Source organism: Streptomyces hesseae, assembly GCF_031845785.1.
GTDB classification, from domain to species: Bacteria; Actinomycetota; Actinomycetes; order Streptomycetales; family Streptomycetaceae; genus Streptomyces; species Streptomyces hesseae.
The window spans coordinates 184578-202713 of record NZ_JAVRFI010000012.1 but is presented as its reverse complement, the minus strand read 5'-3'; the positions used below and the strand labels follow the sequence as shown (position 1 = coordinate 202713).

General features: G+C 71.7%; 17 protein-coding genes. 7 read left to right on the top strand and 10 right to left on the bottom strand.

From position 1 onward, the window contains the following. Window positions 1-18 precede the first annotated feature (18 nt). From RM609_RS20015 to RM609_RS19995, 5 genes are all read right to left on the bottom strand, one after another. Window positions 19-1068, bottom strand: coding sequence for a zinc-binding dehydrogenase (locus RM609_RS20015; RefSeq protein ID WP_311612705.1), 1050 nt, complete (start codon window positions 1066-1068; stop codon window positions 19-21). A 93-nt stretch (window positions 1069-1161) separates the two neighbouring features. Continuing rightward, entirely contained in the window at window positions 1162-2436 is a 1275-nt protein-coding gene (locus tag RM609_RS20010; protein WP_311612704.1) for an HAD family hydrolase, read from the bottom strand. A 93-nt stretch (window positions 2437-2529) separates the two neighbouring features. After that, entirely contained in the window at window positions 2530-3315 is a 786-nt protein-coding gene (locus tag RM609_RS20005) for a 3-oxoacyl-ACP reductase (protein WP_311612703.1), read from the bottom strand. Then, complete coding sequence (locus RM609_RS20000; RefSeq protein ID WP_311612701.1) at window positions 3312-4691, bottom strand: aldehyde dehydrogenase family protein; 1380 nt, start codon at window positions 4689-4691, stop codon at window positions 3312-3314. Before RM609_RS20000 ends, RM609_RS20005 begins: the two co-directional genes overlap by 4 nt. A 12-nt stretch (window positions 4692-4703) precedes the next feature. Continuing rightward, a complete protein-coding gene (locus tag RM609_RS19995) occupies window positions 4704-6080 on the bottom strand; it encodes a glutamine synthetase family protein (protein ID WP_311612698.1) in 1377 nt (458 codons plus the stop codon). Window positions 6081-6152: 72 nt separating this feature from the next. On the opposite strand from RM609_RS19995, the gene RM609_RS19990 reads away from it, so the two are divergent. The 3 genes from RM609_RS19990 (at window position 6153) to RM609_RS19980 (ending at window position 9219) form a co-directional block, all read left to right on the top strand. Next, complete coding sequence (locus RM609_RS19990; RefSeq protein ID WP_311612696.1) at window positions 6153-6905, top strand: FadR/GntR family transcriptional regulator; 753 nt, start codon at window positions 6153-6155, stop codon at window positions 6903-6905. 113 nt (window positions 6906-7018) lie between these two features. Then, on the top strand, window positions 7019-8470 hold the full coding sequence (gene eat, locus RM609_RS19985; protein ID WP_311612694.1) for an ethanolamine permease: 1452 nt from the start codon (window positions 7019-7021) through the stop codon (window positions 8468-8470). A 26-nt stretch (window positions 8471-8496) separates the two neighbouring features. Continuing rightward, the gene (locus RM609_RS19980) at window positions 8497-9219 is read left to right on the top strand and encodes a gamma-glutamyl-gamma-aminobutyrate hydrolase family protein (protein ID WP_311612692.1); all 723 of its coding nucleotides are present in this window, start codon (window positions 8497-8499) and stop codon (window positions 9217-9219) included. A gap of 40 nt (window positions 9220-9259) precedes the next feature. On the opposite strand, the gene RM609_RS19975 is transcribed toward RM609_RS19980, so the two are convergent. Further along, window positions 9260-10075 carry a class I SAM-dependent methyltransferase gene (locus tag RM609_RS19975; protein WP_311612691.1) on the bottom strand — a complete coding sequence of 272 codons (816 nt, stop codon included), beginning with the start codon at window positions 10073-10075 and terminating at the stop codon, window positions 9260-9262. Window positions 10076-10131: 56 nt separating this feature from the next. On the opposite strand from RM609_RS19975, the gene RM609_RS19970 reads away from it, so the two are divergent. The 3 genes from RM609_RS19970 (at window position 10132) to RM609_RS19960 (ending at window position 12243) form a co-directional block, all read left to right on the top strand. Beyond that, window positions 10132-10860 (top strand): GntR family transcriptional regulator, encoded by a 729-nt coding sequence (locus tag RM609_RS19970; protein WP_311612689.1) that lies wholly within the window; start codon window positions 10132-10134, stop codon window positions 10858-10860. A gap of 126 nt (window positions 10861-10986) precedes the next feature. Continuing rightward, entirely contained in the window at window positions 10987-11421 is a 435-nt protein-coding gene (locus RM609_RS19965; protein WP_311612687.1) for a glycine-rich domain-containing protein, read from the top strand. A gap of 165 nt (window positions 11422-11586) precedes the next feature. After that, window positions 11587-12243: a class I SAM-dependent methyltransferase gene (locus tag RM609_RS19960; RefSeq protein ID WP_311612686.1), complete on the top strand. Its 657-nt coding sequence runs from the start codon at window positions 11587-11589 to the stop codon at window positions 12241-12243. Window positions 12244-12277: 34 nt separating this feature from the next. On the opposite strand, the gene RM609_RS19955 is transcribed toward RM609_RS19960, so the two are convergent. Next, complete coding sequence (locus RM609_RS19955; RefSeq protein WP_311612685.1) at window positions 12278-13210, bottom strand: LysR family transcriptional regulator; 933 nt, start codon at window positions 13208-13210, stop codon at window positions 12278-12280. 70 nt (window positions 13211-13280) lie between these two features. On the opposite strand from RM609_RS19955, the gene RM609_RS19950 reads away from it, so the two are divergent. After that, the gene (locus tag RM609_RS19950) at window positions 13281-14396 is read left to right on the top strand and encodes a TDT family transporter (RefSeq protein WP_311612683.1); all 1116 of its coding nucleotides are present in this window, start codon (window positions 13281-13283) and stop codon (window positions 14394-14396) included. Here RM609_RS19950 and RM609_RS19945 read toward each other — a convergent pair. The 3 genes from RM609_RS19945 to RM609_RS19935 all read right to left on the bottom strand — a co-directional run bounded on the left by RM609_RS19945 (window position 14323) and on the right by RM609_RS19935 (window position 18050). After that, the gene (locus tag RM609_RS19945) at window positions 14323-15063 is read right to left on the bottom strand and encodes a helical backbone metal receptor (protein ID WP_311612730.1); all 741 of its coding nucleotides are present in this window, start codon (window positions 15061-15063) and stop codon (window positions 14323-14325) included. The two genes, RM609_RS19950 and RM609_RS19945, sit on opposite strands and share 74 nt — an antisense overlap. A gap of 64 nt (window positions 15064-15127) precedes the next feature. Next, window positions 15128-16939 carry an ABC transporter permease/substrate binding protein gene (locus RM609_RS19940; protein WP_311612681.1) on the bottom strand — a complete coding sequence of 604 codons (1812 nt, stop codon included), beginning with the start codon at window positions 16937-16939 and terminating at the stop codon, window positions 15128-15130. Next, on the bottom strand, window positions 16932-18050 hold the full coding sequence (locus RM609_RS19935; protein ID WP_311612679.1) for a quaternary amine ABC transporter ATP-binding protein: 1119 nt from the start codon (window positions 18048-18050) through the stop codon (window positions 16932-16934). The genes RM609_RS19940 and RM609_RS19935 overlap by 8 nt, the downstream gene beginning before the upstream one ends. Window positions 18051-18136 lie beyond the last annotated feature (86 nt).

The window sequence follows — 18136 nt, the reverse complement described above, 5'->3', positions numbered from 1 at the left end:
CCCCACCACCCACCCCGCCTACGGCAGCAGGATCAGCCGGATCGGGTCCCCGTCCTTCTTCCGCAGCCGTTCGATGCCGGCCTCCGCCTCCGCCAGGGGCAGGGTGCCGCTGATGGACCGTCCGAGGTCCAGCCGCCCCAGGCGGGCGAGCGCGACGAGCTCGTCGACGTGCGCGGGCGCCGACCCGTAGTGCCCGAGGACCTGCTGCTCACGAAAGATGAGGGCGGCACTGTCGCTCAAAGTCAGCGGACCGGGAGCAATGCCGACGAGCACAAGCCGCCCACCCCGCCCCAGACAGCGCACGGCCTGATCGCGGACGGCCGGCACGCCCGCCGTGTCGAGGGCGAGGTCGAGCCCCAGCCCTCCGGTGGCCTCCAGGATCCGCTCGCGGACGTCCGGCGCGCCGGCGTCCAGGGCGAGGTCGGCGCCGAAGTCCAGGGCCCGCCGCCGGGCACTCTCCAGCGGGTCGACGGCGACGACCGGCGCCGCCCCGGCCAGCCGAAGCAGCTGCACCGCGTGCGCGCCGAGCCCGCCGACGCCCCAGACCCCGGCGGGGCGGGCGGGACGCACGCGCCCGGTGGTGGTGACGGCGGCCCAGGGGGTGGAGACGGCATCCGGGATGATGGCGGCCTGCTCGAAAGCAAGTCCGTCGGGGACCGGGACGAGCGTGTGATGGTTGGCGAGGGCGTACTCGGCCCACCCGCCGTCGTAGTCGACGCCGCGCGTACGGACGGCCCGGCACGGCTCGTAGCGGACGCACCCGGCGCACTCCCCACAGCGCTCCCCCGCCTGGAGCAGGACGCGCTGTCCCTCGGCCCAGGGCGCGGGGACGTCCGGCCCGAGGGTGTCGATGACCCCGGCGGTCTCATGGCCGAGGGTGACCTTCCCGGTGCGGGCGAACGCGGGTTTGAGCTCGCCGTCGACGAGGTGGACGTCGGACAGGCAGATGCCCGCCGCCCGCACCCTGATCCGGACCTGGCCGGGACCGGGCTCGGGGACGGGGACCTCCTCGACGGCGAAACGGCCCGACCGCAGGTCGAGCCGTCCGGCGAGCATCGTCTCGGGCATATCCGGACACCTCCGTAAGGCAGGGCCACCCTGCCGACGGAACCTGCCCGAGCAATCGTTCCTTCAATCCGCCGGAGCCCGGCGGACAACCCGTCAGAACGCCTTGTCCACCTGGTCCGGGATCACACTGCCGTCAGCCCGCCGCACCGGCGTCTTGGAGCCGTCGGCGGCCGTGGCGCCCGTGGTCGAGCACGGGTACGTACCGGACTTGCGCGGCATCGGGTCGATGAACATCGGGTTGGCGACCCAGCGGCCGTCGGCGTCGTCGAACGCGCGGCACATCAGCTCGGACTTGTTGCGGTTGATGGCGACGTGCGCGCCGGTCGCGTCGTTCACGAACGTCACATCGGTGTCGGCGTCGCCCGCGCCGAGGGCGATGCGGTGGGCCGGGTCCTGCTGCTTCCAGGCGGCGGCGCCCTTGATCTTGAAGATCTCCTGGTTGATCATGCAGCGCTTGCCGTCCATGTACGGCAGGGCGTCACCGCGCCCGGTCTCCACGCCACCGCAGCCCTTAATGGCAGTAGTGAGACGGCCGTGCTTGGTGACGTTGCGAATGCCGACGGTGTGCTTCGCGTCGAGGCCCACACCGCTCGACCACGCCTCGGCGATCGGCTCGGAGGAGGCGGAGACGATGTAGACGTCGAAACCCGCCGCCTTGAGCGTACGGATGAGGTCCTTCTGCTGGTCGTAGTAGCGCACGTACCCGGCGAGGGTGTGGGTGCCGACCTTCTGCGTCGCGCCGACGGGCGCGGCGAGCTGCTCGGCGCGGGCCTGCCGGGCGAAGGAGGTGAGCGCGGCCGGGGTGTGGCCGGCGAATAGCTGCGGGATCCAGGCGTAGCCGGGGACCGTGCGGCGGTGGTTCCAGTCGCCGGCGAAGGCGGGCTCACCGGCCATCGTCTGCGACTTCTCGCGGATCTCGAAGATCTCGTCGGCGCAGGCGGTGTTCTTCGAGGTGGGCAGCGGGCGGCCGGCGGGGACGGCGGTGCCGCAGGCCTTGGTGAGGGCCTTGTCCGCGGCGGGGGTCAGGAAGGCGTTGGTGTCCGTCCAGTGCTTGGGCCGCAGGATCTTGTCGTGCTTCAGGGCCCAGGCGAGGGTCGCGTCCGTGATGTCGTTCTTGACGACGGTGTTGTCCCAGTCGAAGGCGGCGACCGGGCGGGGGCCGCGGTTGCCGGAGCAGGTGCCGCGCTCGTCGATCATCTTCTGGAGCTTGGCGCGGTTGTCGCCGAACCAGGGGAGCTTGGGGTCGAGCTGGGGACAGTTCGCGCGGGGAGCGCGGTCGTGGGCGGTGGCCGCGCCGGCGGGGAGGGGCGCGGCGGCGAGGGCGGCGGCGGTGGCAAGGCCGACGACAATGGCGGACGTGGTGCGCATGTGCTCTCTTTGGTGCGTGTGACGGACGGGGACAGAAACCAGGACCGAACGACGAAGGCACCGCCGACCGGTCCCAGCTTTTGATCATGGACCCTACAGCGGGGTCACATAGGCCCCCGCGATGCCTCCGTCCACGAGGAACTCGGCGGCGTTCACGAAGGACGAGTCGTCGCTGGCCAGGAAGGCGACGGCGGCCGCGATCTCCTCCGGTTCGGCGAACCGCCCCACCGGCACGTGCACCAGCCGGCGGGCCGCGCGCTCCGGGTCCTTGGCGAACAGCTCCTTGAGCAGCGGGGTGTTCACCGGCCCCGGGCACAGCGCGTTGACGCGGATGCCCTCGCGGGCGAACTGCACCCCGAGCTCGCGGGACATCGCCAGCACGCCGCCCTTGGAGGCGGTGTAGCTGATCTGCGAGGTGGCGGCGCCCATCACGGCGACGAAGGAGGCGGTGTTGATGATGGAGCCCCGGCCCTGCCGCCGCATATGGGGCAGTGCGGCCTTGCAGCAGAGGTAGACGGAGGTGAGGTTGACCTCCTGGACCCGCCTCCAGGCGTCGAGGCCGGTGGTGAGGATGGAGTCGTCCTCGGGCGGGGAGATCCCGGCGTTGTTGAAGGCGATGTCGACAGACCCGTAGGTGTCGTGGGCGGCCTGGAACAGCGCCTCGACCTGGACGGAATCGGTCACGTCAGTACGGACGAAGAGCCCGCCGACCGCGTCGGCCGCGGCCTTGCCGGCGTTCTCGTCGATGTCGGCGCAGACGACGTGGGCGCCTTCGGAGGCGAGCCGCCGGGCGCTGGCCAGGCCGATGCCGCTGCCGGCTCCGGTGACGACGGCCGTGCGGCCGACGAGGCGGCGGCAGACAGCTTGCTGGTCGGTCACTTGCTCTCCTCCAGGGGATCGATGGCGACGAACACGTTCTTGGTCTCGGTGAAGGCGGCGAGCGCGCCGGGGCCCAGCTCCCGGCCGAGACCGGACCGCTTGAAGCCGCCGAAGGGGGTCCAGTAGCGAACGCTGCTGTGGGAGTTGACGGAGAGGTTGCCGGCGGCGACGGCCCGGGAGACCCGCAGGGCGCGGGAGACGTCCCGGGTCCACACCGAGCCGGACAGCCCGTAGTCGGTGGCGTTGGCGAGCCGTACCGCCTCGGCCTCGTCCTCGAAGGGGATGACGACGGCGACGGGCCCGAAGACCTCCTCCACGGCCACCCGGTCGCCGGGGGCCGCTTCGAGCACGGTCGCGGGGTACCAGTAGCCCTTGCCGGAGGGCACCTCGCCGCGGATGAGGGCCGGGGCGCTCTCGGGGACGTACGACCGTACGCGCTCGCGGTGCGTGGCGGAGATCAGCGGGCCCATCCGCGTCGCGGGGTCGGTGGGGTCGCCGACGGTGAAGGACTTCACGGCCGGTTCCAGCAGCTCCAGGAAGCGGTCGTGGACGGACCGCTGGACGAGGACGCGGCTGCGGGCGCAGCAGTCCTGGCCGGTGTTGTCGAGAAAGGAGTCGGGGGCGGCGGCCGCGGCGCGCTCGATGTCGGCGTCGGCGAAGACGATGTTGGGGCTCTTGCCGCCGAGTTCGAGTGTCACCCGTTTCACCTGCTCCGCGCAGGTGGCCATGATGCTCCTGCCGACGGCGGTGGAGCCGGTGAAGACGACCTTGGCGACGCCGGGGTGGCGGACGAGCGCGTCCCCGGCGACCGGGCCCGCGCCGGGGAGCACCTGGAACAGCCCTTCCGGGAGCCCCGCTTCCAGGGCGAGGGCGGCGAGGCGGAGCGCGGTGAGCGGGGTGGTCTCGGCGGGCTTGAGGACGACGGCGTTCCCGGCGGCCAGCGCGGGGGCCAGGCCCCAGGCGGCGATGGGCATCGGGAAGTTCCACGGGGCGATGACGGCGACGACGCCGAGCGGTTCGTGGAAGGTGACGTCGAGCCCGCCGGGTACGGGGATCTGGGCGCCGGTCAGCCGTTCCACTCCCCCGGCGGCGTACTCCAGCAGGTCGCGGACGTTCCCGGCCTCCCAGCGGGCGTTCCCGACGGGGTGGCCCGCCTCGCGGACCTCCAGCTGGGCGAGCTCCTCCAGGTGTGCGTCGACCGCGTCGGCGAAGCGGCGCAGCTGCCGGGCCCGGTCGCCGGGGGCGAGGGCGGCCCAGCGGTGCTGGGCGCCGGCGGCGCGCCGTACGGCCGCGTCCACGTCCTCGGGCGTGGCCGCCGGGACGGTGGCGACCAGTTCCTCGGTCGCCGGGTTGACGATGTCGTGGGTCTCCTGCATGGGTGCGGGTCCTCACATCCGCTCGAAGGAGCGGTACCGCTCCCAGTCCGTCACGGCCGTGTCGTAGGCCTCCTGCTCGACGCGCGCCATGTTCAGGTAGTGCGACACGACCTCGTCGCCGAACGCGGCGCGGGCCATGGGGCTCGTCTCCCACAGGGCGGCCGCCTCCCGCAGGGTCGCGGGGACGTGCGCGGCGTCGCCCCGGTAGGCGTTGCCCGTACAGACCTCCGGCGGCTCCAGCTCGTGCTCCATCCCGTACAGCCCGGCGGCGATCATGCCGGCGACGGCCAGATAGGGGTTGACGTCGCCGCCGGGCAGCCGGTTCTCGAAGCGGAGGGAGTGGCCGTGGCCGACGATCCGCAGGGCGCAGGTGCGGTTGTCGGGGCCCCAGGCGACGGCGGTGGGGGCGAAGGAGCCGGGGCGGAAGCGCTTGTAGGAGTTGATGTTCGGCGCGTAGAGGAGCGTGAACTCCCGCAGGGCGGCGAGCTGTCCGGCGAGGAAGTGCCGCATGGTCCGCGACATGCCGTACGGGCCGCTGTTGCCGTTGTCGCCGGCGAAGACGGGGCGCCCGGCCTCGTCGCGCAGCGAGAGGTGGATGTGACAGGAATTGCCCTCGCGCTCGTCGTACTTGGCCATGAAGGTGAGTGCCATGCCCTCCTGGGCGGCGATCTCCTTGGCGCCGGTCTTGTAGACCGCGTGCTGGTCGCAGGTGGTGAGCGCCTCGTCGTAGCGGAAGGTGATCTCGTGCTGGCCGAGGTTGCACTCCCCCTTGGCGGACTCCACGGTCATGCCGGCCGCGCCCATCTCGTTGCGGATCCGGCGCAGCAGGGGCTCGACGCGGCCGGTGCCGAGGACGGAGTAGTCGGCGTTGTACTGGTTGGCGGGGGTCATGTCGCGGTAGCCGCGGTTCCAGGCGCCCTCGTAGCTGTCCTTGAAGACGATGAACTCCAGCTCCGTGCCCACATGGGCGCTCCAGCCGTGCTCGGCGAGCCGGTCCAGCTGGCGGCGCAGGATCTGGCGCGGGGAGGCGAGGACGGGTGAGCCGTCGTGCCAGGCGAGGTCGGCGGTGACGAGGGCGGTGCCGTCGTTCCAGGGGGTGCGGCGCAGGGTGGCGAGGTCGGGGCGCATGGCGAAGTCGCCGTAGCCGCGCTCCCAGGACGACATGGCGTAGCCGCCGACGGTGTTGAGGTCGACGTCCACGGCGAGGAGGTAGTTGCAGCCCTCCGTACCGTGCTCGAGGACCTCGTCGAGGAAGAACCGGGCGGCGAACCGCTTTCCCTGGAGCCGTCCTTGCATGTCCGTGAAGGCGAGGACGACGGTGTCGATCTCCCCGGAATCCACGAGCCGGCGCAGCTCGTCGACCGTGAGCGGGGGCGTGCGGTCAGCCACGGTGTGCCTCCTGTCGGTGCGTCCGGGGGTCTTAAGGTAGGGCGGTAGACCATTGATTGGGAAGGGGGGCCGATGAACGGAACGACGAACGGGCCGATGAAGATGAGCGGGAGCGTGACGGACCGGCTGTCGCCGGTACTGCGCCCGGTCCGCGCGGGCAACGGCTTCGAGGAGACGCTGGAGCAGATACTCCAGGTCATCCGGCTGGGCCTGGTGGCGGAGGGCGACCGGCTTCCGGCCGAACGGGAGTTGGCCGAGCGGCTGCGGGTCAGCCGGGTGACGCTGCGCGAGGTGCTGAAGGTCCTCCAGGACCAGGGCCTGGTGGAGAGCCGGCGCGGCCGCTACGGCGGTACGTTCGTGCTGCCCCGCCCGGCGACGGCCGGCGAGGACGAGCTGCGCCGCAGGCTGGCGGGGGTGGACGTCGAGGACGCGCTGCGCTTCCGCGAGGTGCTGGAGGTGGGGGCGGCGGGGCTGTGCGCCGCGCACGGGACGACCGGCGAGGGGGCCGCCCGGCTGCGCGCCGCGCTGGCCGCGACGCACGACGCGCCGCTGGCCGACTACCGCCGCCGGGACACCCTGTTCCACCTGACGGTGGCCGAACTGTCCGGGTCCCCCACGCTCGCCGCCCAGTACGCTGCCGTGCGGGCCACGGTCAACGACCTGCTGGACTGCATCCCGCTGCTGGTGCGCAATCTGGAGCACTCCCAGCGGCAGCACACCGCGCTGGTGGAGGCGATGCTGGACGGGGACGCGGACGGGGCGCGCGAGGTGATGCGGGAGCACTGCCACGGCACGGCGGCGCTGCTGCGGGGCTTCCTGGCGTGAGAAGCCCCGGCTCCGTAACCACGGTTTAACGCACGGGGGTTGCGCGGCGCCCACCGGGACCACAAAGGTATGGCGCAAAACCTTTGCCCGGCACCCTGTCGTCAGGAGCGCTCATGGCCGAACGCACGGTTTCCTCCGGCTCCTCCGGTCCCTCCGGTTCCTCCGGCTATCTGGAGAAGCGCTCCCTGCGCCGGGGCAGCGCGGGTCCGCTGCTCCTCACCGGCCTGGGCGTGGCCTATGTCGTCTCCGGCGACTACTCGGGCTGGAACTTCGGCCTCGCGCACGGCGGCTTCGGCGGGCTGGCCGTCGCCGCCGCGCTGATGGGCCTGATGTACACATGCATGGTCTTCGCCCTCGCCGAGCTCGCCGCGATCCTCCCCACGGCGGGCGGCGGCTACGGCTTCGCGCGCCGTGCCCTGGGTCCCTGGGGCGGGTTCCTCACGGGGACGGCCATCCTCATCGAGTACGTCCTGGCCCCCGCCGCCATCTCCATCTTCATCGGCGACTACGTGGAATCCCTGCATCTGTTCGACCTCACGTCGAGCTGGCCGGTATATCTGTCCTGCTTCGTCGTCTTCATAGGCATCCACCTGTGGGGCGTGGGCGAGGCCCTGCGCTTCAGCTTCCTGGTGACGGGCGTGGCGGTGGCGGCCCTGCTCGTCTTCGCGGTGGGAGCCTTCACGGACTTCGACACCACCCGCCTCAACGACATCCCGGCCGACCCGCACGCCTTCGGCTCGTCCTCCTGGCTGCCGTTCGGCCTGCTGGGCATCTGGGCGGCGTTCCCGTTCGGGATGTGGTTCTTCCTCGGCGTCGAGGGCGTGCCGCTGGCCGCCGAGGAGACCCGCGACCCCGCCCGTACTCTGCCGAGGGCCATGGCCACGTCCATGGGCATCCTGCTGCTCCTGGCCCTGCTGACCTTCCTGGCCGCCACGGGCGCGGGCGGCGCGAACGCCCTCCAGGAGGCCGGCAACCCCCTGGTCACCGCCCTGGACGCCGACGGCAAGGGCCGCGTCCTCGCCAGGATCGTCAACTACGCCGGCCTGGCGGGCCTGATCGCGTCCTTCTTCTCCCTCATCTACGCCGGCTCCCGCCAGCTCTTCGCCCTCTCCCGCGCCGGCTACCTCCCCCGTGTCCTCTCCCTCACCAGCCGCCGCAAGGCCCCCTGGCTGGGGCTGCTCGTGCCGGGCACGATCGGCTTCACCCTGGCCGCGGCCACGGGCGACGGGGCGCGGATGCTCAACGTGGCCGTCTTCGGCGCCACCATCTCCTACGCGCTGATGTCCCTCTCCCACATCGTCCTGCGCCGCCGCGAACCGGGCCTGCCCCGCCCCTACCGCACCCCGGGCGGCGTGGCCACCTCGACCACGGCCTTCGTCCTGGCCTGCGCGGCGCTGGTGGCGACCTTCCTGGTCGACGTCACGGCCGCGCTCATCGCCCTGGCCGTCTACGCGGTCGCCGCCGGCTACTTCGCCCTCTACAGCCGGCACCGGCTGGTGGCGAACGCGCCCGAGGAGGAGTTCGCGGCCCTGGCCGCGGCGGAGGCGGAGCTGACCCGAGAATGACCGCACGAGGAACGGAAGGAACGAGCATGCCGCTCATCGGCGTCACCACCTACCTCACCCGGGCCCGCTGGGGAGCGGCCTGGGACCTGCCGGCCGCGCTGCTCCCGGCCGCGTACCCGGCGCACGTCCAACGGGCGGGCGGCCTCGCGGTGATGCTGCCCCCGGACGCCCCGTCCACCGCCCCCGCCGTACTGGCCCGCCTGGACGCCCTCGTCCTCGCGGGCGGCGACGACCTCGACCCCACCCTCTACGCCGCCCGCCCCCACCCCCGCTCGGGAACCCCCGTACCCGAGCGCGACCACTGGGAGCTGGCCCTGCTGAACGCCGCCCTGAACCGGGGCGTCCCGGTCCTCGGCATCTGCCGCGGCATGCAACTCATGAACGTCCACGCGGGCGGCACCCTCTGCCAACACCTCCCGGACGAGGTGGGCCACGACGGCCATAACCCGGCGCCGGGCACCTTCGCCGACCACCCGGTCAAACCCGTCCCGGGCACCCTGACAGCCACCCTCCTGGCCGGGGCCCCACTGGACGTGGCCACCCACCACCACCAGTCGGTGGCCCGCCTGGGCGCCGGCCTCGTCGCCACGGCCTACGCGGAGGACGGCACGGTGGAGGCCCTGGAGTACACGGGCCGTGCGGGCTTCGCGCTGGGGGTGCAGTGGCACCCGGAGGTACGGGACGACTTGCGGGTGACGGAGGCGCTGGTACGGGCGGCGTCCCTGTCCGGCCCATCCGGCCTCTCGTAGTCGGTACGCGAGGCCGGTTGCGGGGGCCTCGTCGTCGTTCTCAGGACCGTCCGATGGCCAGCATGTGGGAGCCGGCCGCCAAGAGGTCCGGGTAGGGATCCGCCATACGGGCCGCCGCCAGTGCGGCGCGGAACATCGGCGTATCGGTGAGGTCATCACCTGTGTGCTGTTCGGCGGCCTTCAGCAGTGACCAGGCCGGTCCTTCGACGCCGTAAACCGTCACGCCTTCGAAACCCGCCTGACCCACCTCGCTCGCCAGGCCTTCCGCTGTGTGGAAGTACGCGGCTGTGAAGCCCTTTCGCCCTGGGTCGTGCCGTCCGGTGGACAGGATGTCCTTCACCGCGTCGTGGACACGTTCGCGATCGAGCCAGGTGGTCGCCGTGTGCTCGAACACGCTCGCGTAGCGGCTGATCGCCGCAGCCGCCAGCAAGCCTCCTGGCCTCAGAACACGGCGGGCTTCCGCCAGGGCTTGGAGCCTGTCCCTTTGATCGAGCAGGTGGTAGAGAGGCCCGAGAAGGGTCACGACGTCGTAGGAGCCATCGGCCACGCTGAGCTTTCGCGCGTCGCCGAGTTCCACGGTGCACCCGGCTTGCTGCGCCGATTCGACGTGACGAGGCACGGGGTCGATGAGATGCACGTCATAGCCGTCAGCGACCAGCCACCGCGCGTGTGCCCCGGGTCCGCCGCCTACGTCCAGGACCCTTGCGGGCGCCGGCGGAAGGTGGCGGCGCAGCAGCTCTTGTGTACGGATCAGCTCCAGCTTGCCGTCCGCGGAGGAGGTCAGCCTTGTCGCCTCGTCGAATCCCTCGGTGTAGAAGGCGATGATCTCGGGGGCGACTTCAGGCGCGGGAGTCATGAGGGCATGCTGTCCCTTGACCGGTCAACCTGTCCAGCGATGGGGAGTGATGGGCAATGTCCACATTGAAGTACGAACAGATCGCCGACTCCCTGCGCAGGCGTATCACCGAGGGTGAGTTCAGGCCCGGTGACCTCCTGCCGTCCGGTCGGGATCTGTGTGAACAGTGGGGCGTCTCCAGGGCCACGGTGAACAAGGCCCTGGATGTGCTGCGCGGCGATGGTGTGGTCGTGTCGCGGCAGGGGCTGGGCTTTCGGGTGGCTGATGCGCCCCTGGCCAGGCCGGCGGGTGAAAGGCGCACCGACACCATGCGGGTGACCGGCGGTCGGTCCTTCCGCAGGCTGGGAACCCCTGCCCGGGAAACGCCGCCTGGCAGGATCAGGGACGCCCTTGGTCTCCGTCCCGAAGAGTCGGCCCTCAGGCGGGACCGCCTCGTTCTTCTTGACGATGGGGCGCCACTTTCGCTGGTGAACGCCTGGTTCCCCTTGGATGTGGCTGATTGCTGCCCGCGCCTGGCGCAGAAAGGGCCGATCATCGAGGGCACCACGACCTACGTGACACGTGAAACCGGTCGCCGCCCGGCCCGGGGAAGCGACACCACTACGGTCCGGCTCGCCACGGTGGAGGAATCCGAGCAGTTCGAACGGGGACAGCCCCTGGCGGTGGTGATCGACTTGCACGTCGCCTATGACGAAACGGGGCGCGCACTGGTGTGCGAGGAGGGGCTGACACCCTCGGATCTATGGGAGCGAGTTGTCAACTACCCGATGGGTCCGGGCATTTGACTTGACTGGACCGGTCAACCGGTCCAGCCTGTGAGGTGCCCCCCTCGTTCGTCGTCGGCTCCGACAACGCCGCATCCGTCGGACGGGGAGGGTTCCACACGATCCGTTCGAGCTGGAGGTGCCGTTGTGGGTACAGCGGTAGCGGTACGCGATCCGAAGGAACTGCTGGGCGAGGACGTCTGGAACCGGGAGGTTCGGCTCCTCGTTCGGGACAACCTCATGGACACGGTCATGGCCGGGCGACTGCTCAGCCAGGCGGTCGCCTATCTGATCACCGCCATGGAGACTCTGGGCCAGGGCCTCGAACTCGGATGCGGTGAGCTGGTGGACACCGCCGTCCACGCACTCATCCTGGACACGGCGAACTACGCCGCCTTCTGCGACAAGTACAACAACGGCACCTTCCTGCACCATGTCCCGGAGATCGAGCGCAAGGCGGACGGCACCGTCATGAGGACGGCCGTCGTCGTCGAACAACACGGCTTCGAGGTGGACTGGCCGTTGTGGGAACGGGACGCCGCGAACTGCTCCCCGTGCACCCAGGGCACAAGCTGCCACTAGTAGAACCCGCTGATGCCGGCGGTGCCCTCCAGGGCGCCGCCGGTTCCTCTTTCGGGGCAATGCCGTCGGGCAGCCTTGGATCACGTGGGATGCGGAGTAGCGTGTGGCTGTCGGAGCCTGACGGTACGGATGCTCATCCAACAAGCCGCCGAGGAACGTCGCCATATGAGCGTTGTGAGTTACTGGGACCGCTACGCGGCCGGAGCCGTCGAGAAGGTCGGGCCGGTGGAGGTGTCCGTCGAGAAGGGGTTCGGCTGGACCCAGTACGACCATCACGGTCCCGCCGAAGAGTTGCTGGAACAGCCTGACAGGGCTCTGGAACTGGGCTGCGGGTACGGAGACGCCGTCGCCTACCTGGCCCGCAAGGGGGTCGACACCACGGGCGTGGACATCTCCCCGACCCAGGTCAAGTACGCCGCCGAACGATGGGGTGACGTCCCCAAGGCCCGCTTCGTGCTCCGGGAAGCCATCGATTACCTCAAGGCGACGGAAGAGACCTTTGACGCCGTCTACTCGATCTGGGGAGCCTTCTGGTTCACGGATCCGCGCCGGCTCCTGCCTGTCATCCGTGAACGCCTCAACCCGAACGGGGTCCTCGCCTTCTCACAGGCCCCCGCCGTCGATGGCTGCTACGGCGCCCAGGGCATGTACGGCAACGGCTTCAACGGCAAGGTCCTCCCAGTACAACGCTGGGCGTACAGCACGGAGATGTGGAAAGGCATCCTGCTCCACCACGGGTTCCTCGACGTCGAAGCCCGGGTCCTGGAAGCCCCCGACCCCGAGAACCTCGGGACTCTGATCGTGACCGCACGCGCCGTCTAGCCCAGGCGGCCGCCAGGCCGTACGACTCGCTCGCCTATGCCTGAGTCCGCGTCAGCCCCAGTAGATCCCGTGCCGGTCCCGTCGGCCGGTGGCCCGTGGGCCAGACCGCGCGGAGGTCGCGGATCAGAGAGAGGTCGCGTACCGGGATCTCGACCAGTCGGCGAGCCGCCAGTTCCTCGCCGATCGCGAGCTCGCTCAGGACGCAGGGGCCCGCGCCGCTGACCGCGGCCGCCTTCGCGGCGGTCGTGGAGGCGAGTTCGAGCAGGGGGTCGGACAGGCCGCCGTGGGTGGCCAGGGCCGCGTCGAGGACCTGGCGGGTGCCCGAGCCGCGTTCGCGGAGGATCAGTGGGGTGGCCGCCAGTTCGGGTGCCTCCAGGGGGGTGCGGCGGCGGGCCCAGGGGTGGCCGGGGGCGGTGACGACGACGAGGCGGTCGTGGCCCACTACGGTGCCGGTCAGGCCGGCCGGTACGTCCAGGCCCTCGACGAAGCCGAGGTCCGCCTCCCCCGCGAGCAGGCGTTCCGCCACGGCCGCCGAGTTCCCCGTGCTCAGCGAGACGGCCGTGCCCGGCCGCCCCGTGCGCAGCGCGATCAGCCAGCCCGGCAGCAGATACTCCGCGATGGTCATGCTGGCGGCGACCCGCAGCCGCGAGTCGCGCCGTCCCCGTAGCGCCTGGGCGCCCGCGTCGAGGGCCTCGGCGGCCTCGACGACCCGGCGGGCCCAGTCGGTGACGAGCACCCCGGCGTCCGTGAGGCGCGAGCCGCGGGGGGAGCGCTCGACCAGGGCGACGCCGAGGAGGCGTTCCATGGCCCGTACGCGTCCGCTCGCGGCGGGCTGGGTGATGCCCAGCTCCCGGGCCGCCCGGCCGAGGCTGCCCAGCCGGGCCACGGCGAGCAGCAGCTCCAGGGCGCCGAGGTCGGGGACCCGGTGGGCCAGGGGGACGGGGAGGGGGCCGGAATCACCGCTCATAACTCCAGCTTATGCCCTCATAGGGACAAAGGTCCTGGTGAGCGGGGTGCGTCCGCGCGATCGTGGGCTCATGAGCACCCACACCCCCCTCCGCCACCTAGGCCCCAACTGGTACGCCACCGTCATGGGCACCGCGATCGTCGCCTCCGCCGGAGCGGCCCTGCCGGTGAGCGTGCCGGGGCTGCGCGGGGCGTGCGAGGCTGTGTGGGCGCTGGCGGCGCTGATGCTGCTCACGCTGGTCACCGCCCGCGCCCTGCACTGGGCCCACCACCCCGACCAGGCCCGGCGGCATCTCGGCGACCACGCCGTCGCCCCCTTCTACGGCTGTCTGGCGATGGCCCTGCTGGCCGTCGGCGGCAGCACGCTCTCCGTGGGCGCGGGCGTGATCGGCGAGAGCGCGGCCGTCGCGGTCGACGCCGTGCTGTGGACCGCCGGCACCGTCGTCGGACTGGGCGCGGCGGCCGCCATCCCGTACCTGATGGTGACCCGCCACAAGATAGCCCCCGGCGACGCCTCGCCCGTCTGGCTGCTGCCGGTCGTGGCGCCCATGGTCTCCGCCGCGCTCGGCCCCGCGCTCGTGCCGCACCTGCCCGCCGGCCAGTGGCGGCAGGCGCTGCTGCTGGGCTGCTACGGACTGTTCGGCATGAGCCTGCTGGCCACGCTGCTGATCCTGCCGGTGGTCTTCTCCCGGCTCGTCCACCACGGACCGCTGCCGCTCGCGCTGACGCCGACCCTGTTCCTGGTCCTCGGCCCGCTGGGCCAGTCCACGACGGCCGTCAACGCCGTCGCGGGCGCCGCGCCGGGCGTCGTCGCCGAGCCGTACGCGCGGGCCATGGCCGGATTCGCCGTCCTCTACGGCATGCCCGTCATCGGCTTCGCCCTGCTCTGGCTGGCGCTGGCCGCCGCCATGGTGATCCGCGCCGCCCGCCGGGGCATGGGCTTCGCGATGACGTGGTGGGCCTTCACCTTCCCCATCGGCACCTGCGTCACCGGCGCCGCCGCCCTGGCCCACCGCACCGGGCTGACCGCCCTGACCTGGCTGGCGGTGGGGCTGTACGCGCTGCTGGTGACCGCCTGGGCGGTCGCCGGGGTCCGTACCGCCGCCGGGCTGGTCAGCGGCCGGCTGCTCGCAGCGCCGCGCCCAGCACCCGTGGCGCCGCTGCGAGAGATGGCCCGTACCACGTGAGGTGACGGCCGCTGACGAGCGCCGACGGCAGCCCGGGGAAGCACTCCGGGCCGTCGTCGGCGCCGAAGCGGTACGGCTCGTCGGGCAGGACGACCAGCTCGGCGCCGCAGGCGTTGAGCTCGGCGAGGGGGACGCGCGGATAGCGCTCGGGGTGCCCGGCGTGGACGTTGGCGACACCGAGGCGGGCGAGGACGTCACCGGCGAAGGTGTCCCGGCCCAGCACCATCCAGGGGCGGCGCCAGACGGGGACGACGGCCGGAATCAGCGGCCCCGCGGATCGCACTTCCCGCCAGGCGTCGCGGGCGTCGTCCAGCCAGCCGGGCCGGGGCAGCCGGCAGCCGCGCACCAGGACCCGTTCCAGCTCGGTGAACGCCTGCTCCAGCGTGCGGACTTCCGTGACGAGCACGTCCAGCCCGGCGGCGCGCAGCGCGCCCAGGTCCGGGGCGCGGTTCTCCTCCTCGTTGGCGAGGACGAGGCCGGGCGCGAGGGCGGCGATCCGCGCCACGTCGGGGTTCTTGGTGCCGCCGATCCGGACGACGTCGAGCCCGGCCGGGTGGTCGCACCAGTCGGTGGCGCCCACCAGCAGGCCGGGCTCGGTCCCGGCCACGGCCTCGGTGAGCGAGGGGACCAGGGAGACGACTCGGCGTACGGCGGGGCGGCCGCCCATCGGGCTCACCGCCCCACCGTACGCCCGCCGTACGCCCGTGCGTCAGGCACGGACAGGAGCTTCGTCAGGCGCCGACGGGCGCCAGCTTGTCGACGAGGCCCGGGTGGGCGTCGAGCCAGCGACGGGCCGACTCCTTCTCCTTGCCCTTGCCGCCGTTCTGGATCTCCGCCTCCAGGGAGGAGAGGTCCTTCTCGGACATCTTGAAGTTCTTCACCCACTCCGCGATCTTCGGGAAGTCCTTGGCGAAGTCCTTCTTGCCGACGGCGTGGATCTGCTCGCCCTTGCCCCAGGCGCCCTTGGGGTCCTTGAGCTTCTTCAGGTCGTACTTCCCGTACGCCCAGTGCGGCGACCAGAGCGTGGTGACGATGGGCTCCTTCTTCTTCAGGGCCCGGTCGAGCTCGGCGAGCATCGTGGAGGTGGAGGACGAGACGACCTTGTACTCGCCGTCCAGGCCGTACTCCTTGAGCACCTTGTCGTTGAGCTTGCCCATCATGCCGGCGCTGGACTCGATGCCGACGATCTTCCCGCCGAACATCGAGGACTTGCCCTTGAGGTCGGCGAGCGAGTCGATGCCCTTGACGTAGGAGGGCACGGTCAGCTCCAGGGACGTCGGCCCGTACCAGGAGCCGAGGTCGGTGAGCTTGTCGCGGTAGCGGTCCATGTACTGCTGGTGGGTGGTGGGCAGCCAGGAGTCGAACTGGACGTCCATCTGGCCCTGGGCCAGCGCCGTGTACAGCGGGCCGGGGTCGAGCTGCTTGACCTCGGGCTTGTAGCCGCGATCCTCCAGGATGTTCTGCCAGAGGTAGGTGGTGGCGACGGCCTCGTCCCAGGGGAAGTAGCCGAGCTTCACCGCGCGGCCCTGGCCGACGTCCCCACCCGCGGCGGCGTTCTGCCGGTCGCCGCCGTCGGCCAGGCGCATCCCGCCCGCGACGAGCGCGAGGACGACGACGCCGACCGCGGCGACGGCCGTGCCCGGCCGGTACCGCAGCACCTTGGCGGCGACGGCGGTACCCGCCGCGGCGTCGGCCTTGGCGGCGGCGCGGCGGCCCAGCGGGGAGACCCGCCGGCCCAGCGCACCGGTCATCCGGTCCAGGTACATGGCGAGGACGACGACCGCGAGGCCGCTCTCCACACCGCCGCCGATGTCGACCTGGGTGACGGCCGCGTAGACCGACTCGCCCAGACCGCCCGCGCCCGCCATGCCGGCGATGACGACCATGGACAGCGCCAGCATGATCACCTGGTTGACGCCCGCCATGATGGTGGGCAGCGCCAGCGGAAGCTGGACGCGGACGAGGGTGTCGCGCGGGGTCGTACCGAAGGCCCTCGCGGCCTCGACGAGTTCGCCGTCGACCTGACGGATGCCGAGCTCGGTCATGCGCACACCGGGCGGCATCGAGAAGACGATGGTGGCGATCAGGCCGGGGATGGGCCCGATCGAGAAGAACATCACGCCGGGGATCAGGTAGACGAAGGCGGGCATCGTCTGCATCAGGTCGAGGACCGGCCGCAGCGCCCCGCTCACCCGGCGGTCCCGGGCTGCCCAGATGCCCAGCGGCACGGCGAACAGCAGCGTGATGAGGCTGGCGACCAGGACGAGCGACAGCGTCGCCATCGCCCGGTCCCACAGCCCGAAGGAGTCGATCAGCGCGAGCCCGGCGAAGGCAAGGACCGCGGCGGGCAGGCCGCGCAGCCACCAGGCGACGACGGCGAGGATGCCGGCCATCAGCAGCGCCCCGGGCGCGCCGAGGGCGGCGTGGACGCCGTCGTACATGCCGTTCAGGACGGTGCTGATGACGTCGAAGAGCCAGGAGAGGTGGGACTGGAGCCAGCCGACGGCGGATTCCGCCCAGCCACCGAGGTTGATCTCAGGCATGGGTGATCACCTCCGGCTCGGATGCCGGGACAAGGGGGGCGGGGACTTCTTCCGGCTGGTCGGCGTCCTGCTCTTCGGCGTCCGGCTGGTCGGCCAGGGCCGCCAGCAGGCCGTCGCGGGTGACGACGCCGGTCACCTCGCCACTCTCGTCGGTGACGGCGACGGGGGAATCGCTGCGGGAGAACGGGGAGAACAGCTCGGCCACGGGCGTCTCCGCGCTGACGGTCGTGGTGCCGTCCGGCACGGCGACCGGCGCCGCGCCCGCCGCCTGCTCGGCCATGATCGAGCCGGCCGTGAGCACCCGGGAGCGGTCCACGTCCTGGATGAAGGAGGCCACGTAGTCGTTGGCGGGCCGGACGAGGATGTCCTCGGCGGTGCCGTTCTGCACGATGCGGCCGTCGCGCATGACGGCGATGCGGTCGCCCAGGCGCATGGCCTCGTTGAGGTCGTGGGTGATGAAGACGATCGTCTTCTTGAGCCGCTTCTGGAGGTCCAGCAGCTGGTCCTGCATGTCGCGGCGGATCAACGGGTCCAGCGCGCTGAAGGACTCGTCCATCAGCAGCAGGTCGGCGTCGGTGGCGAGCGCGCGGGCGAGACCGACGCGCTGCTGCATACCGCCGGACAGCTCGTCGGGCCAGGACGACTCCCAGCCCTTGAGCCCGGCCAGCTCCAGCGCCTCGGCGGCGCGCTCCAGCCGCTCGGCGCGCGGCACTCCGCGCACCTCCAGGCCGTAGGCGGCGTTCTCCAGCACGCTGCGGTGCGGGAAGAGGGCGAAGTGCTGGAAGACCATGCTGATGTTGTGCGAGCGCACGTCGCGCAGCTCGGCCGGGGACAGCCCGGTCAGGTCCCGGCCGTCGTAGAGGACGCTCCCGGACGTCGGCTCCAGGAGCCCGTTGAGCATGCGCAGCAAGGTGGACTTGCCGGAGCCCGAGAGGCCCATCACCACGAAGATCTGGCCGGCCTCGACCTCGAACGACGCGTCGATCACCGCCGCGGTGGTGCCGTCCGCACGCAGCTCGTCGCGGCTCGCGCCGTCTTCGAGTCGCCGGACGGCGGCTTCGGGTCGTCTGCCGAACACCTTGTACAGATGCTCGGCCTTCAGCCTGGACACATAAACCTCTCGGGTTGAACCTCGGCCACGCCCGTCCCCCTGGCAGGGCGGAGCCACTCCGGCGTCGCGCCTGCCCAGGGGCATTC

Bases quoted from the DNA above. Each gene is read 5' to 3' on its own strand.
- RM609_RS19970 (WP_311612689.1), top strand. From the start codon at position 10,132: ATGTCCACATTGAAGTACGAACAGATCGCCGACTCCCTGCGCAGGCGT.
- RM609_RS19940 (WP_311612681.1), bottom strand. From the start codon at position 16,939: ATGCCTGAGATCAACCTCGGTGGCTGGGCGGAATCCGCCGTCGGCTGG.
- RM609_RS20010 (WP_311612704.1), bottom strand. From the start codon at position 2,436: ATGCGCACCACGTCCGCCATTGTCGTCGGCCTTGCCACCGCCGCCGCC.
- RM609_RS19945 (WP_311612730.1), bottom strand. From the start codon at position 15,063: ATGGGCGGCCGCCCCGCCGTACGCCGAGTCGTCTCCCTGGTCCCCTCG.
- RM609_RS19975 (WP_311612691.1), bottom strand. From the start codon at position 10,075: ATGACTCCCGCGCCTGAAGTCGCCCCCGAGATCATCGCCTTCTACACC.
- RM609_RS19950 (WP_311612683.1), top strand. From the start codon at position 13,281: ATGAGCACCCACACCCCCCTCCGCCACCTAGGCCCCAACTGGTACGCC.
- RM609_RS19990 (WP_311612696.1), top strand. From the start codon at position 6,153: ATGAACGGAACGACGAACGGGCCGATGAAGATGAGCGGGAGCGTGACG.
- RM609_RS20015 (WP_311612705.1), bottom strand. From the start codon at position 1,068: ATGCCCGAGACGATGCTCGCCGGACGGCTCGACCTGCGGTCGGGCCGT.
- RM609_RS20000 (WP_311612701.1), bottom strand. From the start codon at position 4,691: ATGCAGGAGACCCACGACATCGTCAACCCGGCGACCGAGGAACTGGTC.
- RM609_RS19955 (WP_311612685.1), bottom strand. From the start codon at position 13,210: ATGAGCGGTGATTCCGGCCCCCTCCCCGTCCCCCTGGCCCACCGGGTC.
- eat (WP_311612694.1), top strand. From the start codon at position 7,019: ATGGCCGAACGCACGGTTTCCTCCGGCTCCTCCGGTCCCTCCGGTTCC.
- RM609_RS19980 (WP_311612692.1), top strand. From the start codon at position 8,497: ATGCCGCTCATCGGCGTCACCACCTACCTCACCCGGGCCCGCTGGGGA.
- RM609_RS19960 (WP_311612686.1), top strand. From the start codon at position 11,587: ATGAGCGTTGTGAGTTACTGGGACCGCTACGCGGCCGGAGCCGTCGAG.